Here is a 25,724-nt window from a genome sequence, read left to right on the forward strand (position 1 = left end):
CAGGGAGACAACAACATGAGCGAACTCATTGAAGTGAAAGTCCCGGACATCGGCGATTACGCCGACGTGCCGGTGATCGAGCTGTTCGTCAAGCCCGGCGACACGATCAAGCTCGAAGACCCGATCGCGACGCTCGAATCGGACAAGGCGACGATGGACGTGCCGTCGACCGCCGCCGGCGTCGTGCGCGAAGTGCTGGTGCAGGTCGGCGACCGCGTTGCCGAAGGCAAGGTGCTGATCAAGGTCGAGGCAGCCGGCACCGAAACCGCTGCGGCACCGGAAGCCGCCAGCAACGCGGCGGCACAGGCGACGCCCGCGAACGCCGGCGCCGCGCTGGAACAATCGAAAGCCTCCGCGCCGGCCGGTGCCGCTGCGCCCGCCCCCGCCCCGCCGCCTGCCCCTGCTCCCGCACCTGCCGCGACCGGCCGCAGCACCGAAGTGAGAGTCCCGGACATCGGTGACTTCTCGGACGTTCCGGTGATCGAGCTGTTCGTCAAGGTCGGCGACACGATCAAGCTCGAGGACTCGATCGCGACGCTCGAATCGGACAAGGCGACGATGGACGTGCCGTCGTCGGCCGCCGGCGTCGTCAGGGAAGTGAAAGTAAAGGTCGGCGACCGGGTGTCCGAAGGCACCGTGCTGATCGTCGTCGACAGCGCGGCGGGTGCGGCTGCTGCTCCGGGTGCCGCTGCAACGCCCGCTCCCGCCGCGGCACCCGCCGCCGCCCGCATCGCAGCTGCCGATGCGACGCCGGCCGATGCGCCCGAGGCGTTCGAGCAGTCGAAGCTGTCCGCTCCTGCGCTGGCGCAGGCCGGCGCCCCGTCCGCGGTGGCCTTGGGCGGCAAAGTGCATGCGAGCCCGTCGGTACGCGCCTACGCTCGCGAACTCGGCGTCGATCTCGCGCAGGTGCGCGCGAGCGGCCCGAAAGGGCGCATCGTCCGCGAAGACATCACCGCGTTCGTCAAAGGCGCGATGCAGTCGGGCATCGTGCCGGGCAAGGCCGCAGCGGCCGGCGCGGGCGTGAGCCTCGGCGGCGGGCTGGATCTCTTGCCGTGGCCGAAAGTCGATTTCTCGAAGTTCGGCGAGATCGAATCGCAGCCGCTGTCGCGGATCAAGAAGATCTCCGGCCAGAACCTCGCCCGCAACTGGGTCATGGTCCCGGCAGTGACCTACCACGAGGACGCCGACATCACCGACCTCGAGGCTTTCCGCGTCGCGATCAACAAGGAGAACGAGAAGTCCGGCAAGAAGCTGACGATGCTCGCGTTCATCATCAAGGCATCGGTGCGCGCATTGCAGCAGTTCCCCGAGTTCAACACCTCGCTCGACGCGAGCGGGGGTGAACTGACCCTCGTCTACAAGAAGTACTTCAACATCGCGTTCGCCGCCGACACGCCGAACGGGCTCGTCGTGCCGGTGATCAAGAACGCCGACAGGAAAAGCGTGTTCGAGATCGCCGCGGAATCGGGCGAGCTCGCGAAGAAGGCGCGCGACGGCAAGCTGGGGCCTGCCGACATGTCCGGCGCGTGCTTCACGATCTCGTCGCTCGGCGGCATCGGCGGCACGTACTTCGCGCCGATCGTCAATGCGCCCGAAGTCGCGATCCTCGGCGTCAACAAGTCGGTCATGAAGCCGGTGTGGGACGGCAAGGAGTTCGTGCCGCGCCTCACCTTGCCGATGTCGCTGACCGCCGACCATCGCGTCATCGACGGCGCGCTCGCGACGCGCTTCAACGTCTATCTAGCGCAACTCTTGTCCGACTTCCGTCGGGTCATGCTGTAAGGAGGCCGCGACATGAGCCAGATCGTTGAAGTGAAAGTCCCCGACATCGGCGATTTCTCCGACGTGCCGGTCATCGAGCTGTTCGTCAAGGCCGGCGACCGCATCAAGGTCGACGAGTCGATCTGCACGCTCGAGTCCGACAAGGCGACGATGGACGTGCCGTCGTCGGCCGAGGGCGTCGTCCGTGAAGTGCTCGTCAAAGTCGGCGACCGCGTCGGCGAAGGCGCCGTGTTGCTGCAGGTCGAGGCCGAAGGCGCCGGCGCGGCGCCGGCCGGTGCGGGCGACGCGAAGGTCGCGCCGGTTTCGGCCGCGGCTCCGGCAGCACCGGCCGCTGCCGCACCGACCGCGGCAAAGCATGGCGGCGGCGCGGACATCGAGTGCGACCTGCTCGTGCTCGGCGCCGGCCCCGGCGGCTACTCGGCAGCGTTCCGCGCGGCCGACCTCGGCCTGAAGACGGTGATTGTCGAGCGCTATGCGACGCTCGGCGGCGTGTGCCTGAACGTCGGCTGCATCCCGTCGAAAGCGCTGCTGCACGTCGCCCAGGTCATCGACGAAGCCGAGCACATGTCGGCCGCCGGCATCAAGTTCGCGAAGCCGGAAGTCGATATCGACGCGCTGCGCGCGCACAAGGACAATGTCGTCGGCAAGCTCACGGCGGGGCTCGCCAGCATGGCGAAAGGCCGCAAGGTCGAAGTCGTGCGCGGCTACGGCCAGTTCCTCGACCCGAACCACGTCGAAGTCGAACTGACGACCGGCAGTGGCCAAGACAAGAGCGGCGAGAAGAAGGTCGTGAAATTCCGCCAGTGCATCATCGCGGCCGGATCGTCGGCGGTGCATCTGCCGTTCATCCCGCAGGACCCGCGGATCGTCGATTCGACGGGCGCGCTCGAGCTTCGCTTCGTCCCGAAGAACATGCTCGTCATCGGCGGCGGGATCATCGGCCTCGAGATGGCCACGGTGTATTCGACGCTCGGCACGCGCGTCGATGTCGTCGAGATGCTCGACCGGCTGATGCAGGGCCCGGACGCGGACGCGGTCAAGGTGTGGGAGAAGCAGAACGCCCGGCGTTTCGACAACGTCATGCTCAAGACCAAGACGGTCGCGGTCGAGGCGAAGGACGACGGCCTGTGGGTCACGTTCGAAGGTGCCGAAGGTGGCAAAAGCGCCCCGCAAGAGCCGCAGCGCTACGACATGATCCTGCAGGCGGCTGGTCGCAGCCCGAACGGCAAGAAGATCGGCGCCGACAAGGCGGGCGTCGTCGTCACCGACCGCGGCTTCATCGAAGTCGATGCGCAGCTGCGCACGAACGTGCCGCACATCTACGCGATCGGCGACGTCAATGGCAACCCGATGCTCGCGCACAAGGCGGTACATGAGGCGCATGTTGCCGCCGAAGTCGCCGCCGGGCAGCAGCTCGGCTCGACCGAGCTCTCACGCGCGGCGTTCGACGCGACCGTGATCCCGAGCGTCGCCTACACGCACCCCGAAGTCGCGTGGGTCGGCTACACCGAAGAGCAGGCGAAGAAGGAAGGGCGGAAGGTCGAGACCGCGAAGTTCCCGTGGGCCGCTTCGGGTCGCGCGATCGCGAACGGCGCCGACTACGGCTTCACGAAGCTGATTTTCGATGCCGAGACGCATCGCGTGATCGGCGGCGCGATCGTCGGCCCGTCGGCCGGCGACATGATCGGCGAAGTGTGCCTCGCGATCGAGATGGGCGCGGACGCGGTCGACATCGGCAGGACGATCCACCCGCACCCGACTTTGGGCGAAACCATTGGTCTTGCCGGCGAAGTCGCGCACGGCAGCTGCACCGACATTCCGCCGATGCGCAAAAAGTAGGCTCGACCGCTTCAACGGCAAGCACGGGGGCGCTGCGGCGCCCCTGTTTCATCCGGCCTTGACCATCGATAAAAGTCCGGAACAGTGACTGCAGCAGGCTTTTCCCGGCCTTCAGGCGCTCGCCGTTGCCGCTTCCGACAAGAATTGCGCCAACGTATCGACCGCTTCCTGTCGCGCGTCGTCCGCCGGCCCCAGGCCGAAAAGTCCCGACCATTCACGATGCGCGCGCGCGCGCAGCAAGGGCTCCGGGATCGGCCCTTCGCGCCATTGCCGCAGCTGCGGGTCGACGAGCCGGATCGGCGCGATCGCCGCGTGGCCGCGGGTTTCGAGCGCGTCGATGAGACGCAGCTGGCGCATTGCAAGGAGCCGCAGGATCGCGTCGTCGACACTGAGCTCGCGCTGCCCGCGCAGCTTCTCGACCACGCGGTCGCCGAACTGGCGCACCGCCTGCCAGCCGCCGCCGGCGAGCGCACCGAGCGCAGCCGCGGCGCCGAGCGTCAGCCCGCCGAGCATCAGGTCGATGCCGACTCCGGCGGCCGCGCCCGCCGCCGCCCCGGTGCCGAGCCGCACGCCCATCGCGCGGAAAGTCTCCGGGTTGAACAGATCACTCTCCCAGCGCCCGTCGAGCAGCGGCAGATCGGCCGCATCGACATCATCGGAACGGAACCGGTAGAGCGCGAGCAGCGCGTCGACGCAAGCCTGTTCGCGCCGCCGCACGCGCTCGTGCAGCGCCACGACCGCGCGCTCGATCCTCTGCGCTTCGGTCGCAACGGCAACGCGCGCCGCGGCGACGTCGACCAGCAGCTCGGCAACGAGCTTCAGCGCCGCGCCATGCCGGGCATGCGCCTCGCGCTCGCGGCACGCGACGAGGCGTTCGAGCGCCGGGCGATGCGCGTCGACGAGCGTCGCGAGCTTCTCGTACAGGCGCCGCTCGCCGTCGCGCTCCGGCGCGACCGTGTCGAAGCGCACCACTGCGTGCAGACCGAGCCGCGCGAGCGCCTCGCGCCACGATGATTCGTTCGTGGCCGGATCGCGCACGAAATTCAGCACCGGCAGCAGCGGGATCGCGCAGCTGCCGAGGATCGCGAGCTCGTCACGGTGCTTCGCGAGGACCGGATCGCGTACATCGACAACGTAGAATGCCGCGTCGCTCGCGAGCGTCTGGCGCAGCACTTTCGCCTCCTGCTCGAAGCGATGGCCGGCAACCGGGGTCGCGAGGAAGCGCTCGATCCGTGCCGTGTCGTCGAGCCGCTCGTCGCCGCGGGCCTCGATCGCCTCCAGCCGCTCGAGCAGCGCGATCGGATCTTCGAGCCCGGGCGTGTCGTACAGCTCGACGAGCACTTCGCCGTCGGCGAGCAGGCGAGCGCCTTCGACGTGACGCGTCGTGCTCGGCCGGCTCGACACTTCGCCGAAACCGGTGTCGCGCGTCAGCGTGCGCATCAGCGACGTTTTGCCCGTGTTGGTGTGGCCGACGACGGCGATGCGCAGCGGTCTAGTCATTTTCGGCCCCCGTCCCGGCGTCGCGCAGCCAGTCCATCGCCGCCACCCGCGTGTCGACGACCCGTTCGGCGGTCATGCCGATGCGGTCGAGCGACTCCCGCCAGTGGGGCGCCTGCGTGCCGGTACCGGCGTCCCCTGTCAGCCATACCCGACAGTCGCCCGCGTGGCGCGACAGCTCGGCAATCAGTTCGAGGCTGCCGCGGTCCGGCGTCTGGCGCGCATCGCACGCGACCAGCAGCCGCGACGGCGGGTCGGCCTGCAGTTCGGCAACGAGGCGCTTGCGCTGCTCGCGGCTGTCGATGATTCCGGCATCGCGCACCCCCCCCGGCAGCGCGGGCGGCCACCCCGCGCCCGTCGGCAGCTCGAGGCCGACCGCGAGCGGCGAACCGCTGCCGAGCGGGTGCGCGCCGTCAGCCCGCGGCCCTGCGAAGCGTCCCGGATCGGCGTCGGTGATGCCGATCCGCTCGCTCGCCGGCGCGAGCCGCGCGGCGAGCACCGCGTAGCCGGGCAAGGTCAGGTCGAGCCGCAGACGCGCACATCCGGCCCGCCACAGCACGAGACACATCGCCCACAGCAGTGCGCGCGGCACGATGCCGTACATCGTCACGCAGCCCACGAGCCACGACGACCACGCGATGCGCGCCGCTTCGTCGACGGCGGCGGCCGCGCCGCTCGCGCGCACATGCTCCGCATCGGGTACCGCGAAGCCGACCTGCGCCGGCAGCCAGCCGACGATACGGACGAGATGCACGAACACGTCCGCCGACAGGATCGTCGTTTCCCAGACGAAGCCATAACGTCGCGCCGACAGCGTCGCGAGCAGGCCCACCAGCGCACCGCACAGCGCAGCGAACCATAATCCGTGCGTCACCGCTCCGAGCCACCAACGCAAAAGCCGCGCGCGCCCGAGCAGCCCTGCGAGCGCCTTCGCGACGTACATTGAAGCGGGACCGGCCGGCGACAGCCGCGTCGACAGCCACAGCCAGACGCGCCCGAGTGCTCCGCCCGCATCCCGCCCGCCGAACGACAGTCCGACTCCCCACAGCAGCAGGCTCAGCAGGTGCACGCCGAGCAGGCCGCCGAGCGCCCATACGACATTGACTGCGCGCGTGCCGTCGCCGAGCACCGCGAGCGCGGCACCGAACCCGCTCGCCAGCGCGACGGCCGACGCCACCATCAACACCACGCGGGACCGCGCGCGCCACGCCGCGATCATCCCGGCCATGCCTTCGCGCTCGTCGAGCAGCAGCGCGCGGCGCACGATCCGCTCCTCGACGCCCCCGTCGGTCGCGCGCACCGCGGCCAGCGCATCGCGGTCGTCGAGCGGCCCGGCCGCTTCCTCGCGCAGCCGGATCGCCTCCGCGAGCCAGCGCGATTCGAAGGCTGTCAGTCGCGTGGAATCGGGGGCAGGCATGCGCGAAATCGGGTCCGGGTCACGATCAGGACGACAGGATAGCGGATCGGCAGCTGCAGTCCCCCGCTCCGCTGCCGTCCGCCGTGTTCCTCGCCCTGCTCTGCTTTCAGCGTCGGTGCAGGATGCGGGGAGCAAGGCGGGCAGAAAACCTCGGGTGATATGATATTTGCATCAAACGAAGATATGCCTGTCAAAACAGGAATGCCCAAAGCGTGAATTAATCCGAAGGGCCGCGCGCTGCCCACAACACATTCACAACCGACTGTTGCAGAAAGGAAAAACGAACTGCCACGACGGTGTCCAGGAAAAAAGCGAGAAGGGTCGTGAAGCCCTGCTTCGATCAAAAACCCGCTTTCGCGCCGGCGCGTAAAAACTCGCTACAAAAAAACTCCCGTGCACTTGAATCGAAGGGGCACTGCCCTTATAGTGCAAAGCATGGTTGTAATTCCGGCAACCCGGAGACGTTCTGGACGCGGGTTCGATTCCCGCCACCTCCACAGTGGGCATTCTCGAGAGTGTCCAGTGTGGGGGTGCACCGGTTTCGACAGGGCGGGCAATGGTGAGCAGGCAACCCGAGAGGCGACGGACGTAATCCGCGCAAATCCACAAACGCCAACGATGAGCGTTTCGCTGTAGCCGCTTAAGGCAACAGCCGGGGCCGCCTGAGCCCTGTTACCAAAGACGGCTGGCGGGGGCTTCGGCCCCCGCTTCACGTTCACGGCATTCACCGGACCAGGAACGGCAGGTTTGCCGTCGCAGCCTTGCCGTTGCGGTCGCGCAGGGTGATGAAGAGCCGGTACGCACCGGGGTCGCGGGGGGCGACGAAGCGGACGGTGGCAGCGTCGGCATGCAGCGTCTGCACCACGACACGAGCGGGCACCGGCTCGGTATCGGCATCGGGCTTCCAGCCCGGGCTCTCGGCCAGCACTTTCCATTCGGTGCTTAACTTGGATCCGTCGAAGGAGACTGCGTCCACGCCGGCCGAGATTTCCTGTCCCGGCGCGAACTCGTCGGCAGCGATGCCGATGCCGCGGATCAGCGGAGCGGGCTCGGACACCGGTTGGCCCCACGCGCGACTTAGCACGTCGGTCATCGCCGTGAGGCTGCCGTCGGGCAGCAGAAGGCCGTGCCAGGTTTCGGTCTGCTCCTGCTTCGCGCCCCACAGGAAGGGGAAAACGCCGACGACCTGCGGCTCGCGCGCGAGATGGTCGAGCGCGTCACGGAAATAGACCGCCTTTTCGGTGCTCGTGAGCTCCACCGGCGCACCCCAGGGTTTGCGTCCGGCGTGCCATTGACCGAGCGGCCCCAGCTCGGCGATCACGATCGGTTTGGCGACGCCTGCCGCCTGCAGCCGGCGCACGATCTCGAACGCCGAGCCGCCGAACGCATTGATGCCGAGCAGATCCGCGTTCGGGCAGCAATCAGCGAGCCGTCGGAGATTCTCGTCGCTGTTGTCGGACACCACCATCAACGTCGGATGCGCCGGGTCGAGCGCCTTGACGATACCGGCGAGGCGGTTGACCTCGCGCCAGGCCGGCATCGGCCCGGGCTGCGCGAGCTCCACCTCGTTGCCGACACCCCACGCCAGCAGTGCAGGATGATTGCGATGCCGAATGACGAAGTCGCGTATGCCCTGCTCCTGCGCGCGCACCATCGCAGGGTCGTCGAGCCGGAAGCCCAGCCGCGGATGAGCCACCCACAGCCCCATCACCACTTTCAGCCCGAGGCGCTCGGCCTCGTCGAGCACCCACGCGTCCGCCTCGCTGTACACCCGCACGACGCGAGCACCCGCATCGGCGAGCTTCTTCAACCCCGTCCGGTCGCTGCTGAAGGCCGCCCCCTGCCACCGCGACTGCCCGGCGGGGAGCTCTGCCGACGATGCGGACAGCGCCAGCGCAGACAGGAGCGCGGCCGCCAGCGCAACCCCGAGACAACGGATGGCAGCAGTCTTTCTTATCGTCATACCGTTGAACGTCCTTCGTTGTGGGCTTCGAGCGGGGCGACGAGTTCCGGGCCTTCGTTACGCACGTTGCCAACGCGCTTCGTCACAGGGTGCATCTGCATCAGCGCCGAGTCGTACGGCACGAGCAGCCGGCGAACCAGCTCCGGATGCGTGTCTTTGCTCAGCCACAGGTCGTAATCTTCCTCGGGGACGATGACGGGCATGCGCTCGTGCACCTCGCCCATCGCGTCGTTCGCGTCCGTCGTGATGATCACGTAAGTGTCGAGCGTCTCGCCGTCGGGCTTGCGCCAGCGCTCCCATAGCCCTGCGAAAGCGAACAGTCGGTCATTCGCCGGACGAATGAAATACGGCTGTTTTCCGCCTGCGACCTTCTGCCATTCGTAAAATCCCGAGGCCGGCACGAGGCAGCGGCGGCTCTTGAACGCGTTGCGAAAGCTCGCCTTCTCGGCGAGCGTCTCGCCGCGGGCGTTTATCAGGCGCGTGCCGATCGTCTCGTCCTTCGCCCAGGACGGGATCAGGCCCCAGCGCAGCAGATGCGCCACCCGCTCACCGGATGCCAGCTGCCGGATGACGGGCAGTCTCTGCGTCGGCGCGGCGTTGTAGCGCGGAGGAAAGTCGCGAACCAGCGGGTCGATACCGCAGCCGAACTGCTCGTGCAGCCGCGAGATCGCATCATAGAGGGCGTAGCGACCGCACATGCCGCGACTCCTTTGCCGAACGGGGTGTCAGCGGCAATAGTAGTTCGTTTGCCGGCCGGCGGATAATCCCTTCCGGGCGCCAGACGGAAAGGTCGGCGTTGTGTCATCGTGCCGCAGAAGTCTGACGGGCGGTCCCGGAACGGGGCGGGGATCCTGCACTGCCCTCGAGCTCGCGGGTGCCTCCCCCGGCCTTCGAGTTCGACAAGGGCGACTTCGACACGCACTCGCCGGGTGGACGGACAGGAGAAGGAAACATGCATTCTTCGAAACAAGCTTGGTGGAGAGGCCGTCGCGGCGAATGGTTCGTCGTCGTGCAGGCAATCCTCTTCGCCCTCATCCTGTTCGGACCCAGAACCGCCCCGGGCCTGCCACGCTGGCCGGAAACCGCCGCGGCCGTCATGTCAGTCGTTGGCGTCTTGCTGATCGCGGCAGGACTGGCAATGTCAGTCGCTGCGGCATTGCACCTCGGCGCCAACCTCACGCCGCTGCCCCGCCCCAGGGAACACGCCACGCTGGTGGTGACCGGCCCGTATCGATGGGTGCGGCATCCGATCTACTGCGGATTGATACTGATGGCGGTCGGTTGGGCGTTGTTTATCCACGGATGGCTTACCGTGATCTACGCAGCCGTGCTGGGGCTGTTCTTCGACATCAAGTCGAGACGCGAGGAACGCTGGCTGGTCGAGCGCTTCCCCCACTACACCGGGTACCAGCAGCGGGTGCGCAAGCTGATTCCGTTCATTTACTGAACTCGGTCCGGATCGCTCGACAGCAACGCGTCGTAGAGCGCGAGGTCCGCAGAATTGAAGCAACAGAAAACCACTTCCTGGAGCGAGCCAGGCTGCTTCAGCGCCGTTCGCACCGTCTCCACGGCGATTTCTGCGGCAAGATCAGCCGGATAGCCATAGACGCCGGTGCTGATGCACGGAAACGCGATCCGCTCGACGCGATGCTGCCCGGCCAGCCGGAGCGACTGCGCGTAGCAGGCAGCGAGCAATCGGTCTTCGCCATCGTCGCCCCCGTGCCACACCGGTCCGACGGTGTGAATCACGTAACGCGCCGGCAAGTCGTACCCGCCCGTGATCTTCGCCTCGCCTGTCCTGCAGCCCCCGAGGGTTCTGCATTCGGCGAGCAAGCCCGGACCCGCTGCCCGGTGAATGGCCCCATCCACGCCTCCGCCGCCCAACAACGACGCGTTCGCGGCATTGACGATCGCGTCCACAGCCAACGTGGTGATATCGGCCTTGACGGCGCGAAGCATCGCTTCCGACATGTCCTCGTCCTCCAATAGGCTCAAACGCCAAGTTTCACATCTGCTCCGCGGTCATTGTAGGCCCACGCTCAAAGCCGCTTCCACCCTCGTCATTCCTGCTTTCGGCGGCTGCGGCATTTGAACCTTGCTCCGGGGCGATCTACATTGGATCGTTCGTCGGGAGCGCAGCGTCTGTGTTCGCCCGGATCGGACCCGCCTCTGGAGGAACCCCGACATGAGCGACGAGCTACAGTCCAGGACATGCACGCCGTGCCGTGGCGACGTGCCGCCGATGACGAAAGCGCAGGCGCAACGCCAGCTGGCGCAGACGCCGGCGTGGAGCCTTGCGGAGGACGGGCTCCACATCGAGCGCAGCTTCACTTTCGGCAACTTCAAGGACGCGATGAGCTTCGTCGCGAAGCTCGGCGAGCTGGCGGAAACCGAAGGCCATCATCCGGACATCTGCTTCGGCTGGGGTTGGGCACGTGTGACGTGGCAGACGAAAAAGATCAACGGCCTCCACGACAACGATTTCATCATGGCGGCCAAGACCGACGGGCTCGCCCGAGGGTGACGCGCGGAAAGCCCTTTCCATCCGCCCCTCGCGTTAGCCGTTCGTGAAAGCCTTGCCGCAAGCGCGCGCAACGCTGCCGCGGCGACCGGGAAATTGTTTCAACGCGCTGTAGTTTTTTCAGCCTTGTAACGAGTCTCGCGCATTGAAAACCTCAAGGGCGGAGTTCGCGGGAGTGTTCGACGAGACCCCGCTGGAGCATTGCGTTGTCGCGCGGCAAGCCTTTTCCGACGAAGGCCGGCAGTCGCGACGGCGCGCGGCGGCCCGACCTCGGCAGCAGTCCGTTTTCCGCTCAAGCGCGCGCCCACCGACTCGTCCCGACGGGGCGAATCTTCTTCCTGGCATCTGCCTTGCAGCGTTTGGCATTCCGAAAGCCGGGACGGAGAACGATCATGAGCGACACAGTCGGCGACTTCCTGCTCCAGCGCCTGTCGGCGTGGGGCGTGCAGCGGGTGTTCGGCTATCCGGGCGACGGCATCAACGGCATCATGGGCGCGTTCGGGCGCTACGGCGAAGGGCTGCGCTTCGTGCAGGCGCGCCACGAGGAGCTCGCCGCGTTCATGGCGTGCGCGCACGCGAAATTCACCGGCGAAGTCGGCGTGTGTCTCGCCACCTCGGGCCCCGGCGCGATCCATCTGCTGAACGGCCTGTACGACGCGAAGCTCGACCACCAGCCGGTCGTCGCGATCGTCGGCCAGCAAAGCCGCGCCGCGCTCGGCGGCGACTACCAGCAGGAAGTCGACCTGCTGTCGCTGTTCAAGGACGTCGCGCACGAGTTCGTGCACATGGTGACGGTGCCCGAGCAGGTGCGCCACGTCGTCGATCGGGCGATGCGCATCGCGCGCGACCGGCGCACCGTCACGTGCATCGTCTTCCCCAACGACGTCCAGGACCTGCCGTATCAGGCGCCGCCGCGCGAGCACGGCACGATCCATTCGGGGATCGGCTACACCGGGATTCGCATCGTGCCGCGCGAGGTGGATCTCGTGCGCGCAGCCGACATCCTCAACGCCGGGCAGAAAGTGGCGATGCTCGTCGGCGCCGGGGCGCTCGACGCGACCGACGAGATCATCGAAGTCGCCGAGCGGCTCGGCGCCGGCGTGGCCAAAGCGCTGCTCGGCAAAGCGGCCGTGCCCGACGACTTGCCGTTCGTCACCGGCGCGATCGGGCTCCTCGGCACGAAGCCGAGCTGGGACCTGATGAACGACTGCGACACGCTGCTGATGGTGGGCTCGGGTTTTCCGTATTCGGAGTTCCTGCCGAAGGAAGGCCAGGCGCGCGGCGTGCAGATCGACCTCGAGCCGCGCATGCTCAATCTGCGCTACCCGATGGAAGTGGCGCTGCTCGGCGATGCCAAGGAGACGCTGCAGGGGCTGCTGCCGCACCTGGTGGCGAAACCGGACCGCGCGTGGCGCGCGACGATCGAGCACGGCGTCGAGCGCTGGTGGCGCGTGCTCGAAGGCCGGGCGCTCAACAGCGCTCACCCGATCAACCCGCAGCGCGTGTTCTGGGAATTGTCGCCGCGCCTGCCCGAGCGCTGCATCCTCACCTGCGACTCGGGCTCGGCGGCGAACTGGTACGCGCGCGACCTGAAGATCCGCCGCGGCATGCTGGCCTCGCTCTCGGGGGGCCTGGCGACGATGGGCCCGGCCGTGCCGTACGCGATCGCGGCCAAGTACGCGCACCCCGAGCGCGCGGTGATCGCGCTCGTGGGCGACGGGGCGATGCAGATGAACGGCATCAACGGGCTCGTGACGATCGCCAAAGTGTGGCGCGAGTGGGCTGACCCGCGCCTCGTGGTGCTGGTGCTCAACAACGGCGACCTCAACCAGGTCACCTGGGAGCAGCGCGCCCTGGAAGGCGACCCGAAGTTCGTCGATGCGCAGGCGGTGCCCGATTTCCCGTATGCCGAATACGCGCGGCTGCTGGGCCTGGGCGGCATTCGCGTCGACGACCCGGAAGAGGTCGGCGCGGCGTGGGACGCCGCGCTCAGGGCCGATCGGCCGACGCTCCTCGAGATGGTCACCGACCCGGACGTGCCGCCGCTGCCCCCGCACATCAGCGCCAAGCAGGCCAAAGCCTACCTGTCGGCGCTGCTGCACGGCGACCCCGACTCGCGCGGCATCGTCATCGCGAGCTTCAAGGAAAGCTGGGACAGCCTGTTCCCGCCGGGGTCGATTCCTGGCTGAGCACGCAGCCGTTCTTTTTTCCGCAACCCGGCCGCTTGAGTATGCCGACCGCGAGGAGGGTCTGATGGCGTCAACGAAACCGCTGGTACTCATCACCGGTTCGGCAGGCCGGCTCGGCAGCGCGATCGGTGCGGCGCTCGGCGAGCGCTTCACCGTCGTCGGGTTCGAGCGCGACTGCCGGCAGGCGCCCGACTGCATCGACGTCGACATCACTTCGCCTGAGGCGCTCGCGGCGGCCTGTCGCACTCTTCGCGAACGCCATGGTGCCCATATCGCGTCGGTCATTCACCTCGCCGCCTATTACGATTTTTCCGGCGAGCCGGATCCGAAATACGACGAAGTGAATGTGCAGGGCACGCGCCGCCTGCTCGAGGCGTTGCAGGATTTCGACGTCGATCAGTTCGTCTATGCGAGCACGATGCTGGTCCACGCGCCGACCGAACCGGGTGCGCCGATCGACGAGAACAGCGAACTCGCGCCAAAGTGGCCGTACCCGCAATCGAAGCTCGAAGCCGAAGAGGCGGTGCTCGCCACGCGCGGGCGGATTCCGGCCGTGATCCTGCGCATTGCCGGCGTCTATACGGACGACTGCGAAGTCCCGTCGCTCGCCTACCAGATCGAGCGCATCTACGAGCGCCAGATGCTCGGCCACGTCTTCCCCGGCGATCCGGCCCACGGCCAGGCTTTCGTGCATCTGGACGACGTCGCGCAGGCGTTTCGGCTCGTCGTCGAGAAACGCCATGCGCTGGAGGACGAAACCACGCTGCTCATCGGCGAGCCGGTGACCGAAAGCTACGAGTCGCTGCAGAACCTGATCGGGCAGCTCATCCACGGCGAGCCGTGGGGAACGCGGCGGATACCGAAACCCGTCGCAGCGACGGGCGCGTGGGCGCAGGATGTCGTTGAAAAAGTCACTCCGGACGCGATCGACCGCGGCATCGAGCCGTTCATCCAGCCGTTCATGGTGTGGCTCGCGGACGACCACTACGAACTCGACATCTCGCGCGCGACCGCGCTCCTCGGCTGGCGACCGCAGCACAGCCTGCGCCGCGTCCTGCCGAAAATGATCGGCCGGCTCCGGCAAAGCCCGGCTGCGTGGTACAAGGCGAACCACATTCCGCTGCCGCTGTGGCTCGAGGATCTGGCCGCGCAGCCGCAGCCCGAAGCACAGCTCCTCGCCGAATACGACGCGCTCGATCGGCGCGAACACCGGCAGACGATCTGGTGCCATTTCGCGAACGCCGCGCTCGGGCTGTGGCTCGTCTCGTGCCCGTTCATCTTCGGGCTCGCCGATCGGTGGATGGAGCCCGGCGCACTCGTCGCGCCCAACGCGCGCGGCCTCGTCCTGTCCGACACCTGGATGACCGCCAGCGACATCGTCAGCGGGCTGCTGATCACCGCGTTCGCGCTCGCCTCGCTGTCGCGGCATATCGCGTGGGCGCGCTGGGCAACTGCCGCGGTCGGCACCTGGCTGCTGTTCGCGCCGCTGGTGTTCTGGAGCCCGAGCGCCGTTGCCTATGCCAACGACACGCTCGTCGGCGCGCTGGTGATCCTGTTCGCGGTCGGCGTGCCCTCGACACCGGGCGTCGGCCCGATCGCGCGCCTGGCCGGGCCGGACACGCCTCCCGGCTGGGACTACAGCCCGTCGTCGTGGAATCAGCGCATTCCGATCATCGCGCTGGCGATGGTCGGCCTGTTCATCTCGCGCTATCTGGCCGCGTTCCAGCTCGGCCATATCCCCGCAGCGTGGGATCCGTTCTTCGGCGACGGCACCGAACGCATCATCACCTCTTCGGTTTCGGAAGCCTGGCCGATTTCCGACGCAGGACTCGGCGGTGCCGTCTATGTGCTCGAGATCGTCACCGGCATCATCGGCGACAAGCGACGCTGGCGCACGCTGCCGTGGCTGGTGCTGCTGTTCGGCGTGCTGATCGTCCCGCTCGGCGCCGTGAGCATTTTCTTCATCATCATCCAGCCGGTCGTGATCGGCACGTGGTGCACGCTGTGCCTCGTCGCCGCCGCCGCGATGCTGCTGCAGATCCCGTACTCCTTCGACGAGATCCTCGCGACCCTGCAGTTTCTCAAGGAGCGCCGCCGGCAAGGGAAGTGGCTGTGGCACGTGCTGCTGCACGGCGACACCATCGAAGGCGGCAGCGCGGACTATTCGGACAATTTCGAGGAACGCGCGCCGGTCGTGCTGCGCGAAATGCTCAAGGGCGGCGTGACCGTGCCGTGGACGCTGTCGCTCAGCATCGTCCTCGGCGCGGTCCTGATGCTCAGCCGGCTGCTGTTCGACGCGACCGGTATAGCGGCCGACAACGATCACGTCGTCGGCGCCCTCGTGATCACTTTTTCGATCATGGCGCTCGCCGAAGTCGCGCGGCCGCTGCGCTTCATCAACGCCGCTTTCGGTGCATGGCTGCTGCTCGCGCCGTGGCTGCTGGACGGCTATACCGGCCTCGGGACCGCGACGGTTTCGATCATCGGTCTGTTGCTGGTCGCGCTGGCGTTGCCGCGCGGCGCCGTCGAAAGTCACTACGGCGCGTGGGACCGCTACGCGAAAGCGGGAGAGCGCTGGTCGAGGCTGGCGACGCCCGGTGGCTGACGCGGCCGGGTCGCGACAGCTGGCGACGCCCTCCCCCTTCAATCCCGCGCCGGCACTGCGGCAGGCACTGCTTCTTCGCCGAGCCGGCGCCATACGATCCAGCCGGCCGCGGCGAGATACGCGAAGCCGCCCGGCACCCACATGATGAGCCCGGCGAGCTGCTGGTCCTCGAGCGCGCGTGCGTCGCCGTAGAACGATACCCGGCCGAAAGTCAGCAACGCGCCCAGCAGCCCGGTGTGGATCAGCGTCAGCAGGATCGCGAGCAGCGCCGGCGCGAGCCGGCGGCCGCACAGCACGGACCACCAGAAGAGCCAGCCGCTTGCGACAAACGACACGTGCTCGATCAGGTGCCACCACGGATCGTCGAGCGCCAGCCGGTACATGCGCGGGGCATGCCAGATCCAGATCAGCACGCCGTGCACCATCGCCGCCGCGAGCGGATGACGGCCGCAACGCAGGATCGTCGCCCACAGCGGGCGCAACAGCGCCCCGGTCGCGGCGCTCCACTGCGGCAAAGGACTGGCCAGCGCACCGAGCGGCGCGACCACGACGATGAGGAGCATGTGCTGCACCATGTGCACCGCCGTGCTGTCCTGCGCCCAGCGGTCCAGCGGGCCGACCACCGCCAGCGCGCCGATCGCCATCGCCGCGCAAAACCACGTCGCCTGCGCCCGGCCCGGGAGCACCCGTCGCGCCCCGACGGCATAAAGCCCGCACGCCGCGCCCAGCAGCCCCGCAGTCAGGAGCAGCGCAAAGCCAGCGGGCAGCGACCCGGAAAGCGCGTGCGCCGCGGCCGGGGGCGCCGTGACGAGCAGCATCACCAGAACCGAGGCAGCGGTCAGACGCATGGCGGCAGGCCCACGATCGGCAGCGCGATGAACAGCGTCGCCAGCGCCGCGACCAGATGCACGCTCGCACCGACGCGCGCGATGAAGCGCTTCGCCCGCTCGTCCTTGCCGACCCGGCGCGACGCGCGCCAGCACAGCGCCGACAATCCGAGCAGCAGCGCCACCGTCGCGAGCGATGCGCGGCCCAACACGGCGTTGAGCCAGTTCCACGGCCCTGCTGCCGCGTCCGGCGGTGCAACGGCGCACCCGACCGACAGGCCACTGTACAGCGCGATGAACCACACGCCCCACACGATCAGGCCGAGCGGAATCTGGAGCGGGTGGTAAAGCCACAGCATCAACCGCCTCCCCACGTCGAAGGAAACAGCACCAGCGCAAAGTAGGCGCTCCACACCACGCCGAGGTTGTAATACCACAGCTGCCCGAGCACGATCGGCTCGTACGGCGCCGCACGGTCGACATGGCCGCAATGGACTCGCCATGCCTGCAGCGCGGTCACGATCCCCGCCAGGACGCAGTGGAAAAGGGCATAGCCGAGGACGATCGCAATCACCGCGTCGTGGGCCGTCGCTTTCACCGCGAGGTCCGACGCATGCATCAGCCACAGCAAGTGGGCCGACTGCAGCAGCCCGAGCGCCGCGATCGCCGCGAGTTGTCCGCGCAGCCTCCTGTCGGAGCCGCGTCGCAGCGCCGCGACAACCCGCCGCAGCCACAGCGTTGCGACGGTCAGCAGCACGCCGTTCGCGAGCAGGGCGGGACCATCGAGCGGTGACTGCGCCGGCACCTGCCACTGCGGCGCGACGGTCCACAGGTAGAACCAGCCGAAGAGAAGCGCCGCATACAGCGCGCCGTCCGCGAGCAGCGTCACGCTCATGCCCCATCGCCCGGGGCCGTCATGGGTGCGCCAGTGCAGCGGCGGGTCGCCGGCAGAACCCGGAACGGCCGTGCCCCCCGCTGCGCGGGCGCCGTTCTCCCACGACCAGCGCAGCACGAGGATCGCCGCGACGAAGCTCGCGAAGCCGGCCACGGCGTACGCCTTCACGAGCAGGCCGATACACACCGCCGACAGCACCAGCGCGATCGCGAACGGCAGCCAGGTGTTGCCGGGCAAGTGGATGATTTCCCGCACTTCGCCGGTCACGGCATCGGTGCCCCAGGTTTCGCGGCGCCCGTGCGCGATCGCCGCGAGACCCTCCTCGCCGCGCGCCATTTTTTTCGCCAGCTCCGGGCGGTCCCACAGCGGGTAGCGGCTGTCGACAGTCGGCAGGCTGATGAAATTGTAGGCGGCCGGCGGCAGCCGGGTGGCCCATTCGAGCGTATCGGCATGCCACGGATTCGGCGCGGCCCGCACGCCGAAGCGAAAGTGCAGCAGCACGTCGACGAGCACGGCCGCGATGCCGATCGCCATGACGAAGCTGCCGATCGAGGACACCAGGTTCGGAACGTCCCAGCCGAGCCCGGGCGCATACGTATAGGCGCGCCGCGGCATCCCGAGCAGCCCGGTCCAGTGCATCACGAGGAACGTGACGTTGAAGCCGACGAAGACCAGCCAGAAACCCCAGCGTCCGAGGTTCGCCGACGGCATGCGTCCGGAAAAATGCGGCAACCAGTAATAAACCGCTGCGACCAGCGGAAAGAACATGCCGCCGACCAGCACGTAGTGGAGGTGCGCGACGACGAACTGGGTGTCGTGCACCTGCCAGTTGAACGGCACCAGCGCCAGCATCACGCCGGTCAGCCCGCCGGCGACGAAGATCACGAGGAAACCGAAGAGCCACAGCATCGGCACGTGATACACGGGCCGGCCCAGCCACAGCGTGGCGAGCCACGAGAAGACCTGCACGCCGGTCGGGATCGCGACCAGCATGCTCGCGGCCGAAAAGAACGCCTGCGCGAGATGCGGGATGCCGACGGTGAACATGTGGTGCACCCACAGCGCGAAGCTGATGAAGCCGGTCGTCAGCACCGCGACGACGACCCAGCGGTAGCCGACGATCGGACGCCGGGCGAACACCGGCAGCATCGTCGAGACGAGGCCCGCCGCGGGCAGGAAGATGATGTACACCTCCGGATGGCCGAAAAGCCAGAACAGGTGCTGCCACAGGATCGGATCGCCGCCGCGGGCGACGTCGAAAAACGCCATTCCCGCGGCACGCTCGAGCTCCAGCAGGATGCTGCCGAGGATCAGCGGCGGAAAACCCAGCACGATCATCATCGCCATCGTCAGGATGTACCACGCATACAGCGGCATGCGCTGCAGCGTCATGCCGGGGGCGCGGGCGCGCAGGATCGCCACGACCAGCTCGACCGCTGCGGTGACGGCGGAAATCTCGACGAACGTGATCCCCAGCAGCCAGAAATCCGAATTCACGCCCGGGCTGTACGGCAGGCTCGACAGCGGCGTGTACATGAACCAGCCGGCATCGGGAGCGAGCTCCAGGAACAGGCTCGCGGCGAGGATCAGCCCGCCGAAGAGGTAGCACCAGTAACCCAGCGCCGAGAGCCGGGGAAACACCAGATCCCGCGCGCCGAGCATTTTCGGGATCAGGTACACCGCCAGGCCTTCCATCATCGGCACGGCGAACAGGAACATCATCACCGTGCCGTGCATCGTGAACACCTGGTTATAGATGTCCGCGTCCATGAAAGCCTGGTCCGGCAGCGCGAGCTGGGCGCGGATGAGCATCGCCAGCAGGCCGCCGAAAATGAAGAAACCGAGGCCTGTCAGCAGGAACAGCAGGCCGATGCGCGTGTGGTTCACGATCGTCGCCGCTCGCCAGCCGCGGGGGTTGCCCCACACCTCATCGAACTGCTGGTGGAGCTCGTCGGGGCGACCGTCGATCATGGCGGAAAGGCGGCGCCGGAGACGAGTCGGGGGGGCGGGGTCGGCGCACCGCGCGGAGCCGCAGCCGGCGGATCATTCCCGCCCGGGGGTGCGGCTGCAGCGCGCTCCGTGAGCCACGCCGAAAAACCCGCCTCGGTATGCACCCGCACTTTCAGCACCATGTGCGCGTGCCCCGTGCCGCAAAACTCCGAGCACTGGCCGCGCAACGCTCCCGCCTCGTCGGCCTGCAGGCGCAGAACGTTGGTACGCCCGGGCACCGCGTCGATCTTCGGTCCGAGCCGCGGCACCCAGAACGAATGGATGACGTCGGCGCTGGTGACGTGGATATGCACCGGGCGGCCCGCCGGCAAGTGCAGCTCATCGACGAGCATCGTGCTGCTGCCCGGATACGCGACGTCCCACTGCCATTGCCGGGCCGTCACGTCGATGCGCAGCGGCGCGTCGTCACGCAGCGGCAGCAGGCGGTCGCCCGCGGGAACCCCGAACCCGAGCAGCAGCACGATGCTCGCCGTCGGCAGCAGGATTCCACCGCTGACGACCCACCGCCGGCTGATCCGTTTCGCCTCCTCGGGGCTGAAGTCGCGCGGCCTGCGCAGCATCGCGACGACCCACGCGGCCGTGACCCCGACGAGCACGACGCTGGCAACGATCAACATCGGCCACCACAGCAGCGTCACGTCGCGCGCGGCCGGGCCGGCCGGGTCGAGTATCGACTGCGGACCTTCGCACGCGGCGAGCCACGGCACGGCGAGCGCCGGGAGCATCGATTGCACCGACAGGGCAGGGGCCGGCGCCGATGGCCTCGGCGCGGCTGCGTTCCGTCCACTCGCGAGGTCAAGATGCCCGTACCCGCCGACTCCGGCGCCGAATCGATCGTCAGCCGCGCCGCGCTGCGCGGCCACCCGCTTCACCCGATGCTGATCCACTTTCCGGTCGCGGCGCTCATCGGGCTCGTCGCGACCGATATCGCGTGGCTCGTCAGCGGCGACCCGTTCTGGGCGCGCGCCGGGCTGTGGCTGGCAGGCGTCGGCGCGGGCGGCGGCTGGGTCGCGAGCCTCCTTGGGGTCGCCGACTTGCTGCTGGTCGAGCGCATCCGCGAAAAGATCACCGCGTGGTGCCATGCCGTCATCGCCGTGATGATGCTTTCGCTGGCTTCGCTGAACTGGGCGATGCGCTACCGTGAAGGGGCCGAACAGCTCGCGGCATGGGAACTGTATCTGTCGCTCCTGACAGCCGGCACGATCGGCCTCGCGGCTTATCTTGGGGGGCGCTTGGTTTATGAACACGCGGTCGGCGTCGAACTCGGTCATAAGGCGGCCATCGAGGACTCGACCACGCTATAGCGGCTTGGCCAGCACCAGCCACAGCGTGACGCCGAGCAGGACAGTCAGCACGCTGCCGAGGATCGCGCAATGACGGCGAATCCTCCCCTCCGGGCGGCGCTCGATTTTCAGGATCAGGACGCCGCACAACGCATGCCCGATCACGAGCAGGCAGACAACCGAAAGCTTCAGGATCAGCCACGGTTCGAGCGCCGCGGCGCCGGGAAACAGCAAGGTGCCGGAAATGATCGCAAGGAGCGCCGCCGGCGACGAAACCAGCGTGAACATCAGCCTCATCAGATGAGTGTGGTCGCGGTAGAACATCGGCCGGGTGTGATGGGTGCCTGCGGCGATCATCGCGGGCATGTACAGCAACGTGCCGCACCAGGCCAGCAGCGCCGCGAAGTGAAGCAGCTTGAGCAAGTGCATTCCCGGCCTCCGTTCGACAGCGTCGCCACGGCTCGTGTGACTGCGTCCCGGGCACGGAAGCAAAACGGGGGCCTGTGGCGGCGCCAGTGGCAGAAGGTCTCGAGCAGCGTCCTCGGACGGCAACCGAGCGGTCGCTGTAAAAATTCCATCCGGAGCGGCGGAGAAATATCGGAGTGGACAAAAAGCCGGATTACGCGTCCCGATGCCAAATCCTGAACGTTGCCTGGGCAAAAAATACTGCACACTAGTGCCGATTCCGACTGTGGTGTTCGGCGTGGAAACGATTCAATGCACTTTATTACCGCCCTCAGGCCCTTCTGCATAATAGTTCATCGTCATGACATTGACCGCTTCTGCGGGTACCAGGCCCGACCGCCGGACCCGGTCCCTGCGCTGCCCCGCCCCGCCGCACGGGCCTGCCATCCGTCAGGCCGGATGAGCAACCGCGGAGCAAGAGCGTGAGCGAAGCGGAAAATGCCGAGGACCGGCGCATGGAGGGCATCGACGTACGGCCCTGCGCCGAAACCCAGTGGGAAGACGCCCCGCGCGACCCGTTGCTTCCGGACATGGCCGCACTGATCGACGTGCTGCGGCGGCACTGTGCGGTGGATTTTTCGGATTACAAGATCGGCACGCTTTCGCGCCGCGTTCGACGGCGCATGACGCTGACGGGTTGCGGCACGGTATCCGCATATCACGAGAAAATCGTCCGGGACGACGCCGAACGCATCGCGCTGTGCGACGATCTGCTGATCAACGTCACCGAGTTCTTCCGCGATCCGTCCGCGTTCTCGCTGCTCGCCGATGAAGTCCTCCCCGACATGTTGCGCGGGCGCAATCCGTCCGACCCGTTGCGGCTGTGGTCAGCCGGATGCGCGAGCGGCGAAGAAGCGTACACGCTGGCCGTGTTGGCGCTCGACGCGGCGGGCCGCTTCGGATTCACCGGCGACGTCAAGGTCTTCGCGACCGACATCCATTCGGGAGTGCTGAGCGACGCCTCGCAGGGAATTTTCCGCGACGACGCAGTGCACGCAATCCCCGAAGCGCTGCTGCGCCGCTATTTCCAGCGCACGCACGATGGCTGGCGCGTCGACGGCACCTTGCGGCGCCATGTCGTCTTTGCCCGCCACAACCTGCTGACCGATCCGCCTTTTACGCGCATCGACCTCGCGCTGTGCCGCAATCTGCTGATCTACTTGCAGAACGCAGCGCAGCTGAAGGCGCTGGCGCAGCTTCACTTCGCCCTCAAGCCGCAGGGCCTGCTGATGCTCGGCGCGAGCGAAACCGTTGGCGAACACGCGGCGCGCGCCTTCATGACTGTCGACCGCTCGAGCAAGCTTTACCGCAAGCAGCCAGTCGCGCTGCCACGCGCGTGCAGCGTTCGCGTTCCCCCGCTGTCGACGCTGCCCGACGCGCTTCCCGCGAACGGCGCAGCCACGCCGGAGGAGCTCGAAGCGGAGCTGCTCGCGACGCGCGAACGGCTGCACGAGATGATCGTCGAGCTCAAGAGCAGCCATGAGCACATCGATCTGGCGAACGAGGAACTGACTGCGTCGAACGAGGAGCTGCAGAGCACCAACGAGGAATTGAAGTCGGTCAACGAAGACCTCTACATCCTCAACCGCGAACTCGAAGACCGCAACGCGGCGCTGGCACACCTGAACCGCGACTACGACCACCTGCTCGCAAGCACGAAGATCGGCACCGTGTTTCTCGATGGCGGCCTGCGCGTGCGCCGCTTCAGCGCAGCGGTCGAAGACGTTCTCGCGCTGCGCGCCTCGGACGCAGGCCGTCCGCTCGCGGAAATCGCCTACCACGCCGGCGACGCATCCCGCTTCCTGGTCGATCTTCAGCACGTCGCCGCGACCGGCGAAAGCCTCGAGCGCGAGGTGGACGTCAGCGGCCGCTGGTACCTCGAACGCATGCTGCCGTTTTACGGCGAAGGTGGCATGCGCGACGGCGTCGTGCTCACCTATACGGATATCAGCCGCGTCAAGACCGCGCAGGCTGAAGTTGCCGTGCTCGCGGCCGAGCGCACGCGCCTGCAAGGCATTCTCGACGCGCTGCCTGACGGCGCGTACATCGTCGGCGCCGATCACGTCGTCGAGTATTTCAACCCGGCGCTCGAACGCCAGTTCGGCGCGCCGGCCGGACGCAAGTGCTTCGAATACCTCCACGGCCGCAGCGAAGCCTGTACGTGGTGCAACAACGACGCGGTGTTCGCGGGGGCATCGGTGCAGGCGGAATGGACGGCGCCCAGCGGGCGCAGCTACGACCTGTTCGAGATGCCGTTCCGCAATCCCGACGGCACGCTCAGCAAGTTCGAGATTTTTCATGACATCACGCCGGTCAAGGAGAGCCGCCGCCAGCTCGCCGAGGCGACGATGCTGGCGCACGTCGGGTACTGGGAATGGCAGCTTCCCGCCGGCGTCCTTCACTGGGGGGAGCAAACCGACCGCCTCCTCGGCCACGCGCCGGGCGACGTCACTCCCAGCGGCGCGACCTTCCTCGCTCACGTTCACCCCGACGACCGCAAGCGGGTCGCCGACGACCTCGCGGGCGCAGTACGCAACAATCGCTCCTACGTCAGCGAGTTCCGCCTCGTCCGCGCCGACGGCGCGCTGCGCATCGCGCGCGCCAACGGTCACCTCCAGTACGACCGGGAAGGCCGCGCGGTGCGCGTGTGCGGCGCGATCCAGGACATTACCGAGCTGCGCACCACCGAAACCGCGTTGCGAAACAGCGAAGAACGATTTTCCATCGCGATGACGGCAGCACCGTTCGCAGTCGCGATCACGCGCGTCGAGGACGGTCGATTCGTCGAGGTGAACGACAAGTACGAACTCCATTTCGGCTGGAAACGTGAAGACCTCATCGGCAAGACTTCGGTCGAGGCCAACCTGTGGCCCGATCCCGAGAGCCGCCAGCGCTGGCTCGAAATGCTCCGGCAGCACGGTTCGGTGCTCGATTTCGAGACTGTCGGGTGCGACCGCAGCGGCGCGGTGCGTCAGGTCAGCCTGTCGTCCAGATACATCGACATCGACGGCGAGAAACACGTGCTCACGTTCGTGCACGACATCACCGACCGCAAGGAAGCTCAGGCGCGCATCGAATATCTCGCCCATCACGATGCGCTCACCGGATTGCCGAACCGCGTGCTGTTCCGCGACCGCTTCGCGCTGGCGACCGCGTGGGCAGAGCGCGCACACGCGAAAGTCGCGCTGCTGTTCGTCGATCTCGATCATTTCAAGACCATCAACGACACCCTCGGCCACCCTGCCGGCGACGGGCTGCTGCAAGGAGTCGCGCTGCGGCTGCGCGAATGCCTGCGCGAGACCGACACGGTCAGCCGCCTCGGCGGCGACGAGTTCCTGATCGCGCTCACCGATGTCCGCCATCCGCAGGCGATCAACAGCGCGACGGCGAAGATTTTCGACGCGCTGACCCGCCCGTTCGAACTCGAAGGTCATGAGCTGACGAACACGATGTCGATCGGCATCGCGATCTGGCCCGACGACGGCAAGGATTTCGACACGCTGCTGAAGAACGCCGACACCGCGATGTACCAGGCCAAGCGCGCCGGCCGCAACACCTGGCGCTTCTACACCGAGCAGATGAACGCCGACGCCGTCGAACAGCTGCAGATCCGCACGGCATTGCACCGCGCGCTCGAAAACGACGAGTTCCTGCTGCATTACCAGCCGCAGATCAACCTCGCCAGCGGCCGTGTCGTCGGGGTCGAAGCCTTGCTGCGCTGGCACTGCGACAAACGCGAACTGGTCGCGCCGGGCCGCTTCATCCCGGCGGCGGAAGACAGCGGCCTGATCGTCCCGATCGGCGACTGGGTGCTGCGCGAAGCGTGCACGCAGGCCGTGCGCTGGACGCGACAGGGCCTGCCGGAGCTGACCATCGCGGTCAACCTGTCGGCGGTGCAGTTCCAGCGCGGGGACCTCGAACGCAGCGTCGTCGAGGCGCTGTCGCTGTCGGGCCTCGATCCGGCGCGGCTCGAACTCGAACTGACCGAGTCGTTGCTGCTCGTCGACACCGAATCCGTCATCGAGACGCTGCGACGGCTCAAATCGCTCGGCGTGCGCCTGTCGATCGACGACTTCGGCACCGGCTATTCGAGCCTCGCGTACCTGAAGCGCTTCGCCGTCGACAAGCTCAAGATCGACCAGTCATTCGTCCGCGACATCGCCACCGATCCGGACGATGCGGCGATCGTGCGCGCGATCGTCAGCATGGCCCGCACCCTCAAGCTGCAGGTCATCGCCGAAGGCGTCGAAAGCGAGGACATCGGTCGCTTCCTGTGCATCTTCAACTGCGACGAGGCGCAGGGCTACCACTACGCGCGGCCGATGCCGGGCGAGGCGCTGGCCGAATGGCTGGCCGAATGGCGGGCTGCCAGCAGTCGCGGCCCGGCGGGACCGCGATAAAAAAACGTTCGCGATCGCCGACCGGAAAATA

Annotated in this window: 18 protein-coding genes and 1 other RNA gene; 9 read left to right on the plus strand and 10 right to left on the minus strand. The window is 67.5% G+C overall.

Annotated elements, in window-relative coordinates; translation table 11 throughout:
* Nucleotides 1-15: 15 nt before the first annotated feature.
* The gene (gene aceF / locus PA01_02365) at nt 16-1,782 is read left to right on the plus strand and encodes a dihydrolipoyllysine-residue acetyltransferase (protein KON80638.1); all 1,767 of its coding nucleotides are present in this window, start codon (nt 16-18) and stop codon (nt 1,780-1,782) included.
* A 12-nt stretch (nt 1,783-1,794) separates the two neighbouring features.
* Nucleotides 1,795-3,621: a dihydrolipoyl dehydrogenase gene (lpdA, locus tag PA01_02370; GenBank protein ID KON80639.1), complete on the plus strand. Its 1,827-nt coding sequence runs from the start codon at nt 1,795-1,797 to the stop codon at nt 3,619-3,621.
* A gap of 111 nt (nt 3,622-3,732) precedes the next feature.
* Here lpdA and PA01_02375 read toward each other — a convergent pair whose 3' ends face one another.
* Together PA01_02375 and PA01_02380 are read right to left on the minus strand one after the other, a co-directional pair.
* Nucleotides 3,733-5,121: a DUF3482 domain-containing protein gene (locus PA01_02375; GenBank protein ID KON80640.1), complete on the minus strand. Its 1,389-nt coding sequence runs from the start codon at nt 5,119-5,121 to the stop codon at nt 3,733-3,735.
* On the minus strand, nt 5,114-6,535 hold the full coding sequence (locus PA01_02380; protein KON80641.1) for a DUF2868 domain-containing protein: 1,422 nt from the start codon (nt 6,533-6,535) through the stop codon (nt 5,114-5,116). The genes PA01_02375 and PA01_02380 overlap by 8 nt, the downstream gene beginning before the upstream one ends.
* A 385-nt stretch (nt 6,536-6,920) precedes the next feature.
* Here PA01_02380 and ssrA point away from each other — a divergent pair.
* Nucleotides 6,921-7,247: a transfer-messenger RNA gene (gene ssrA / locus PA01_18460) on the plus strand.
* Between the two features lie 12 nt (nt 7,248-7,259).
* Here the strand turns inward: ssrA and PA01_02385 are convergent.
* Both PA01_02385 and PA01_02390 read right to left on the minus strand, forming a co-directional pair.
* The gene (locus PA01_02385) at nt 7,260-8,498 is read right to left on the minus strand and encodes a hypothetical protein (protein KON80642.1); all 1,239 of its coding nucleotides are present in this window, start codon (nt 8,496-8,498) and stop codon (nt 7,260-7,262) included.
* On the minus strand, nt 8,495-9,196 hold the full coding sequence (locus tag PA01_02390; GenBank protein ID KON80643.1) for an SOS response-associated peptidase: 702 nt from the start codon (nt 9,194-9,196) through the stop codon (nt 8,495-8,497). The genes PA01_02385 and PA01_02390 overlap by 4 nt, the downstream gene beginning before the upstream one ends.
* Before the next feature lie 254 nt (nt 9,197-9,450).
* On the opposite strand from PA01_02390, the gene PA01_02395 reads away from it, so the two are divergent.
* Nucleotides 9,451-9,945 carry an isoprenylcysteine carboxylmethyltransferase family protein gene (locus tag PA01_02395; protein ID KON80644.1) on the plus strand — a complete coding sequence of 165 codons (495 nt, stop codon included), beginning with the start codon at nt 9,451-9,453 and terminating at the stop codon, nt 9,943-9,945.
* Here the strand turns inward: PA01_02395 and PA01_02400 are convergent.
* Nucleotides 9,939-10,469: an O-acetyl-ADP-ribose deacetylase gene (locus PA01_02400; GenBank protein ID KON82253.1), complete on the minus strand. Its 531-nt coding sequence runs from the start codon at nt 10,467-10,469 to the stop codon at nt 9,939-9,941. The genes PA01_02395 and PA01_02400 overlap by 7 nt on opposite strands.
* A 214-nt stretch (nt 10,470-10,683) precedes the next feature.
* Between PA01_02400 and PA01_02405 the strand changes: the two genes are divergently transcribed.
* From PA01_02405 to PA01_02415, 3 genes are all read left to right on the plus strand, one after another.
* A complete protein-coding gene (locus PA01_02405) occupies nt 10,684-11,022 on the plus strand; it encodes a 4a-hydroxytetrahydrobiopterin dehydratase (GenBank protein KON80645.1) in 339 nt (112 codons plus the stop codon).
* A gap of 389 nt (nt 11,023-11,411) precedes the next feature.
* A complete protein-coding gene (locus tag PA01_02410; protein KON80646.1) occupies nt 11,412-13,208 on the plus strand; it encodes a thiamine pyrophosphate-requiring protein in 1,797 nt (598 codons plus the stop codon).
* Nucleotides 13,209-13,272: 64 nt separating this feature from the next.
* Nucleotides 13,273-15,813, plus strand: coding sequence for an NAD-dependent epimerase/dehydratase family protein (locus PA01_02415; GenBank protein KON80647.1), 2,541 nt, complete (start codon nt 13,273-13,275; stop codon nt 15,811-15,813).
* Between the two features lie 38 nt (nt 15,814-15,851).
* Here PA01_02415 and PA01_02420 read toward each other — a convergent pair whose 3' ends face one another.
* Genes PA01_02420 through coxB form a run of 4 tightly spaced genes read right to left on the minus strand, consistent with a single transcriptional unit; the run spans nt 15,852 to nt 20,270 of the window.
* Nucleotides 15,852-16,661, minus strand: a complete 810-nt coding sequence (locus tag PA01_02420; GenBank protein ID KON80648.1) for a cytochrome c oxidase assembly protein — start codon at nt 16,659-16,661, stop codon at nt 15,852-15,854.
* Entirely contained in the window at nt 16,652-16,999 is a 348-nt protein-coding gene (locus PA01_02425; GenBank protein KON80649.1) for a hypothetical protein, read from the minus strand. The genes PA01_02420 and PA01_02425 overlap by 10 nt, the downstream gene beginning before the upstream one ends.
* Complete coding sequence (gene ctaD, locus PA01_02430) at nt 16,999-19,506, minus strand: cytochrome c oxidase subunit I (protein ID KON80650.1); 2,508 nt, start codon at nt 19,504-19,506, stop codon at nt 16,999-17,001. Before ctaD ends, PA01_02425 begins: the two co-directional genes overlap by 1 nt.
* Nucleotides 19,503-20,270, minus strand: a complete 768-nt coding sequence (gene coxB, locus PA01_02435; protein ID KON82254.1) for a cytochrome c oxidase subunit II — start codon at nt 20,268-20,270, stop codon at nt 19,503-19,505. Before coxB ends, ctaD begins: the two co-directional genes overlap by 4 nt.
* Before the next feature lie 75 nt (nt 20,271-20,345).
* Between coxB and PA01_02440 the strand changes: the two genes are divergently transcribed.
* Complete coding sequence (locus PA01_02440; protein ID KON80651.1) at nt 20,346-20,849, plus strand: DUF2231 domain-containing protein; 504 nt, start codon at nt 20,346-20,348, stop codon at nt 20,847-20,849.
* Here the strand turns inward: PA01_02440 and PA01_02445 are convergent.
* Nucleotides 20,844-21,257: a CopD family protein gene (locus PA01_02445; GenBank protein KON80652.1), complete on the minus strand. Its 414-nt coding sequence runs from the start codon at nt 21,255-21,257 to the stop codon at nt 20,844-20,846. The two genes, PA01_02440 and PA01_02445, sit on opposite strands and share 6 nt — an antisense overlap.
* Nucleotides 21,258-21,715: 458 nt before the next feature.
* On the opposite strand from PA01_02445, the gene PA01_18465 reads away from it, so the two are divergent.
* Nucleotides 21,716-25,693 (plus strand): EAL domain-containing protein, encoded by a 3,978-nt coding sequence (locus PA01_18465; GenBank protein KAI5913010.1) that lies wholly within the window; start codon nt 21,716-21,718, stop codon nt 25,691-25,693.
* Nucleotides 25,694-25,724: the final 31 nt, after the last annotated feature.

Source organism: Azoarcus sp. PA01, assembly GCA_001274695.2.
In the GTDB taxonomy this organism is placed as follows: domain Bacteria; phylum Pseudomonadota; class Gammaproteobacteria; order Burkholderiales; family Rhodocyclaceae; genus Aromatoleum.

Coding starts and splice junctions, on each gene's coding strand:
- PA01_02415 (KON80647.1), top strand. CDS start 13,273: ATGGCGTCAACGAAACCGCTGGTACTCATCACCGGTTCGGCAGGCCGG.
- lpdA (KON80639.1), top strand. CDS start 1,795: ATGAGCCAGATCGTTGAAGTGAAAGTCCCCGACATCGGCGATTTCTCC.
- PA01_02440 (KON80651.1), top strand. CDS start 20,346: ATGCCCGTACCCGCCGACTCCGGCGCCGAATCGATCGTCAGCCGCGCC.
- PA01_02395 (KON80644.1), top strand. CDS start 9,451: ATGCATTCTTCGAAACAAGCTTGGTGGAGAGGCCGTCGCGGCGAATGG.
- PA01_02375 (KON80640.1), bottom strand. CDS start 5,121: ATGACTAGACCGCTGCGCATCGCCGTCGTCGGCCACACCAACACGGGC.
- PA01_02410 (KON80646.1), top strand. CDS start 11,412: ATGAGCGACACAGTCGGCGACTTCCTGCTCCAGCGCCTGTCGGCGTGG.
- PA01_02425 (KON80649.1), bottom strand. CDS start 16,999: ATGCTGTGGCTTTACCACCCGCTCCAGATTCCGCTCGGCCTGATCGTG.
- PA01_02385 (KON80642.1), bottom strand. CDS start 8,498: ATGACGATAAGAAAGACTGCTGCCATCCGTTGTCTCGGGGTTGCGCTG.
- PA01_02420 (KON80648.1), bottom strand. CDS start 16,661: ATGCGTCTGACCGCTGCCTCGGTTCTGGTGATGCTGCTCGTCACGGCG.
- coxB (KON82254.1), bottom strand. CDS start 20,270: ATGCTCCCGGCGCTCGCCGTGCCGTGGCTCGCCGCGTGCGAAGGTCCG.
- PA01_02390 (KON80643.1), bottom strand. CDS start 9,196: ATGTGCGGTCGCTACGCCCTCTATGATGCGATCTCGCGGCTGCACGAG.
- PA01_02380 (KON80641.1), bottom strand. CDS start 6,535: ATGCCTGCCCCCGATTCCACGCGACTGACAGCCTTCGAATCGCGCTGG.
- aceF (KON80638.1), top strand. CDS start 16: ATGAGCGAACTCATTGAAGTGAAAGTCCCGGACATCGGCGATTACGCC.
- PA01_02400 (KON82253.1), bottom strand. CDS start 10,469: ATGTCGGAAGCGATGCTTCGCGCCGTCAAGGCCGATATCACCACGTTG.
- PA01_02405 (KON80645.1), top strand. CDS start 10,684: ATGAGCGACGAGCTACAGTCCAGGACATGCACGCCGTGCCGTGGCGAC.
- ctaD (KON80650.1), bottom strand. CDS start 19,506: ATGATCGACGGTCGCCCCGACGAGCTCCACCAGCAGTTCGATGAGGTG.
- PA01_02445 (KON80652.1), bottom strand. CDS start 21,257: ATGCACTTGCTCAAGCTGCTTCACTTCGCGGCGCTGCTGGCCTGGTGC.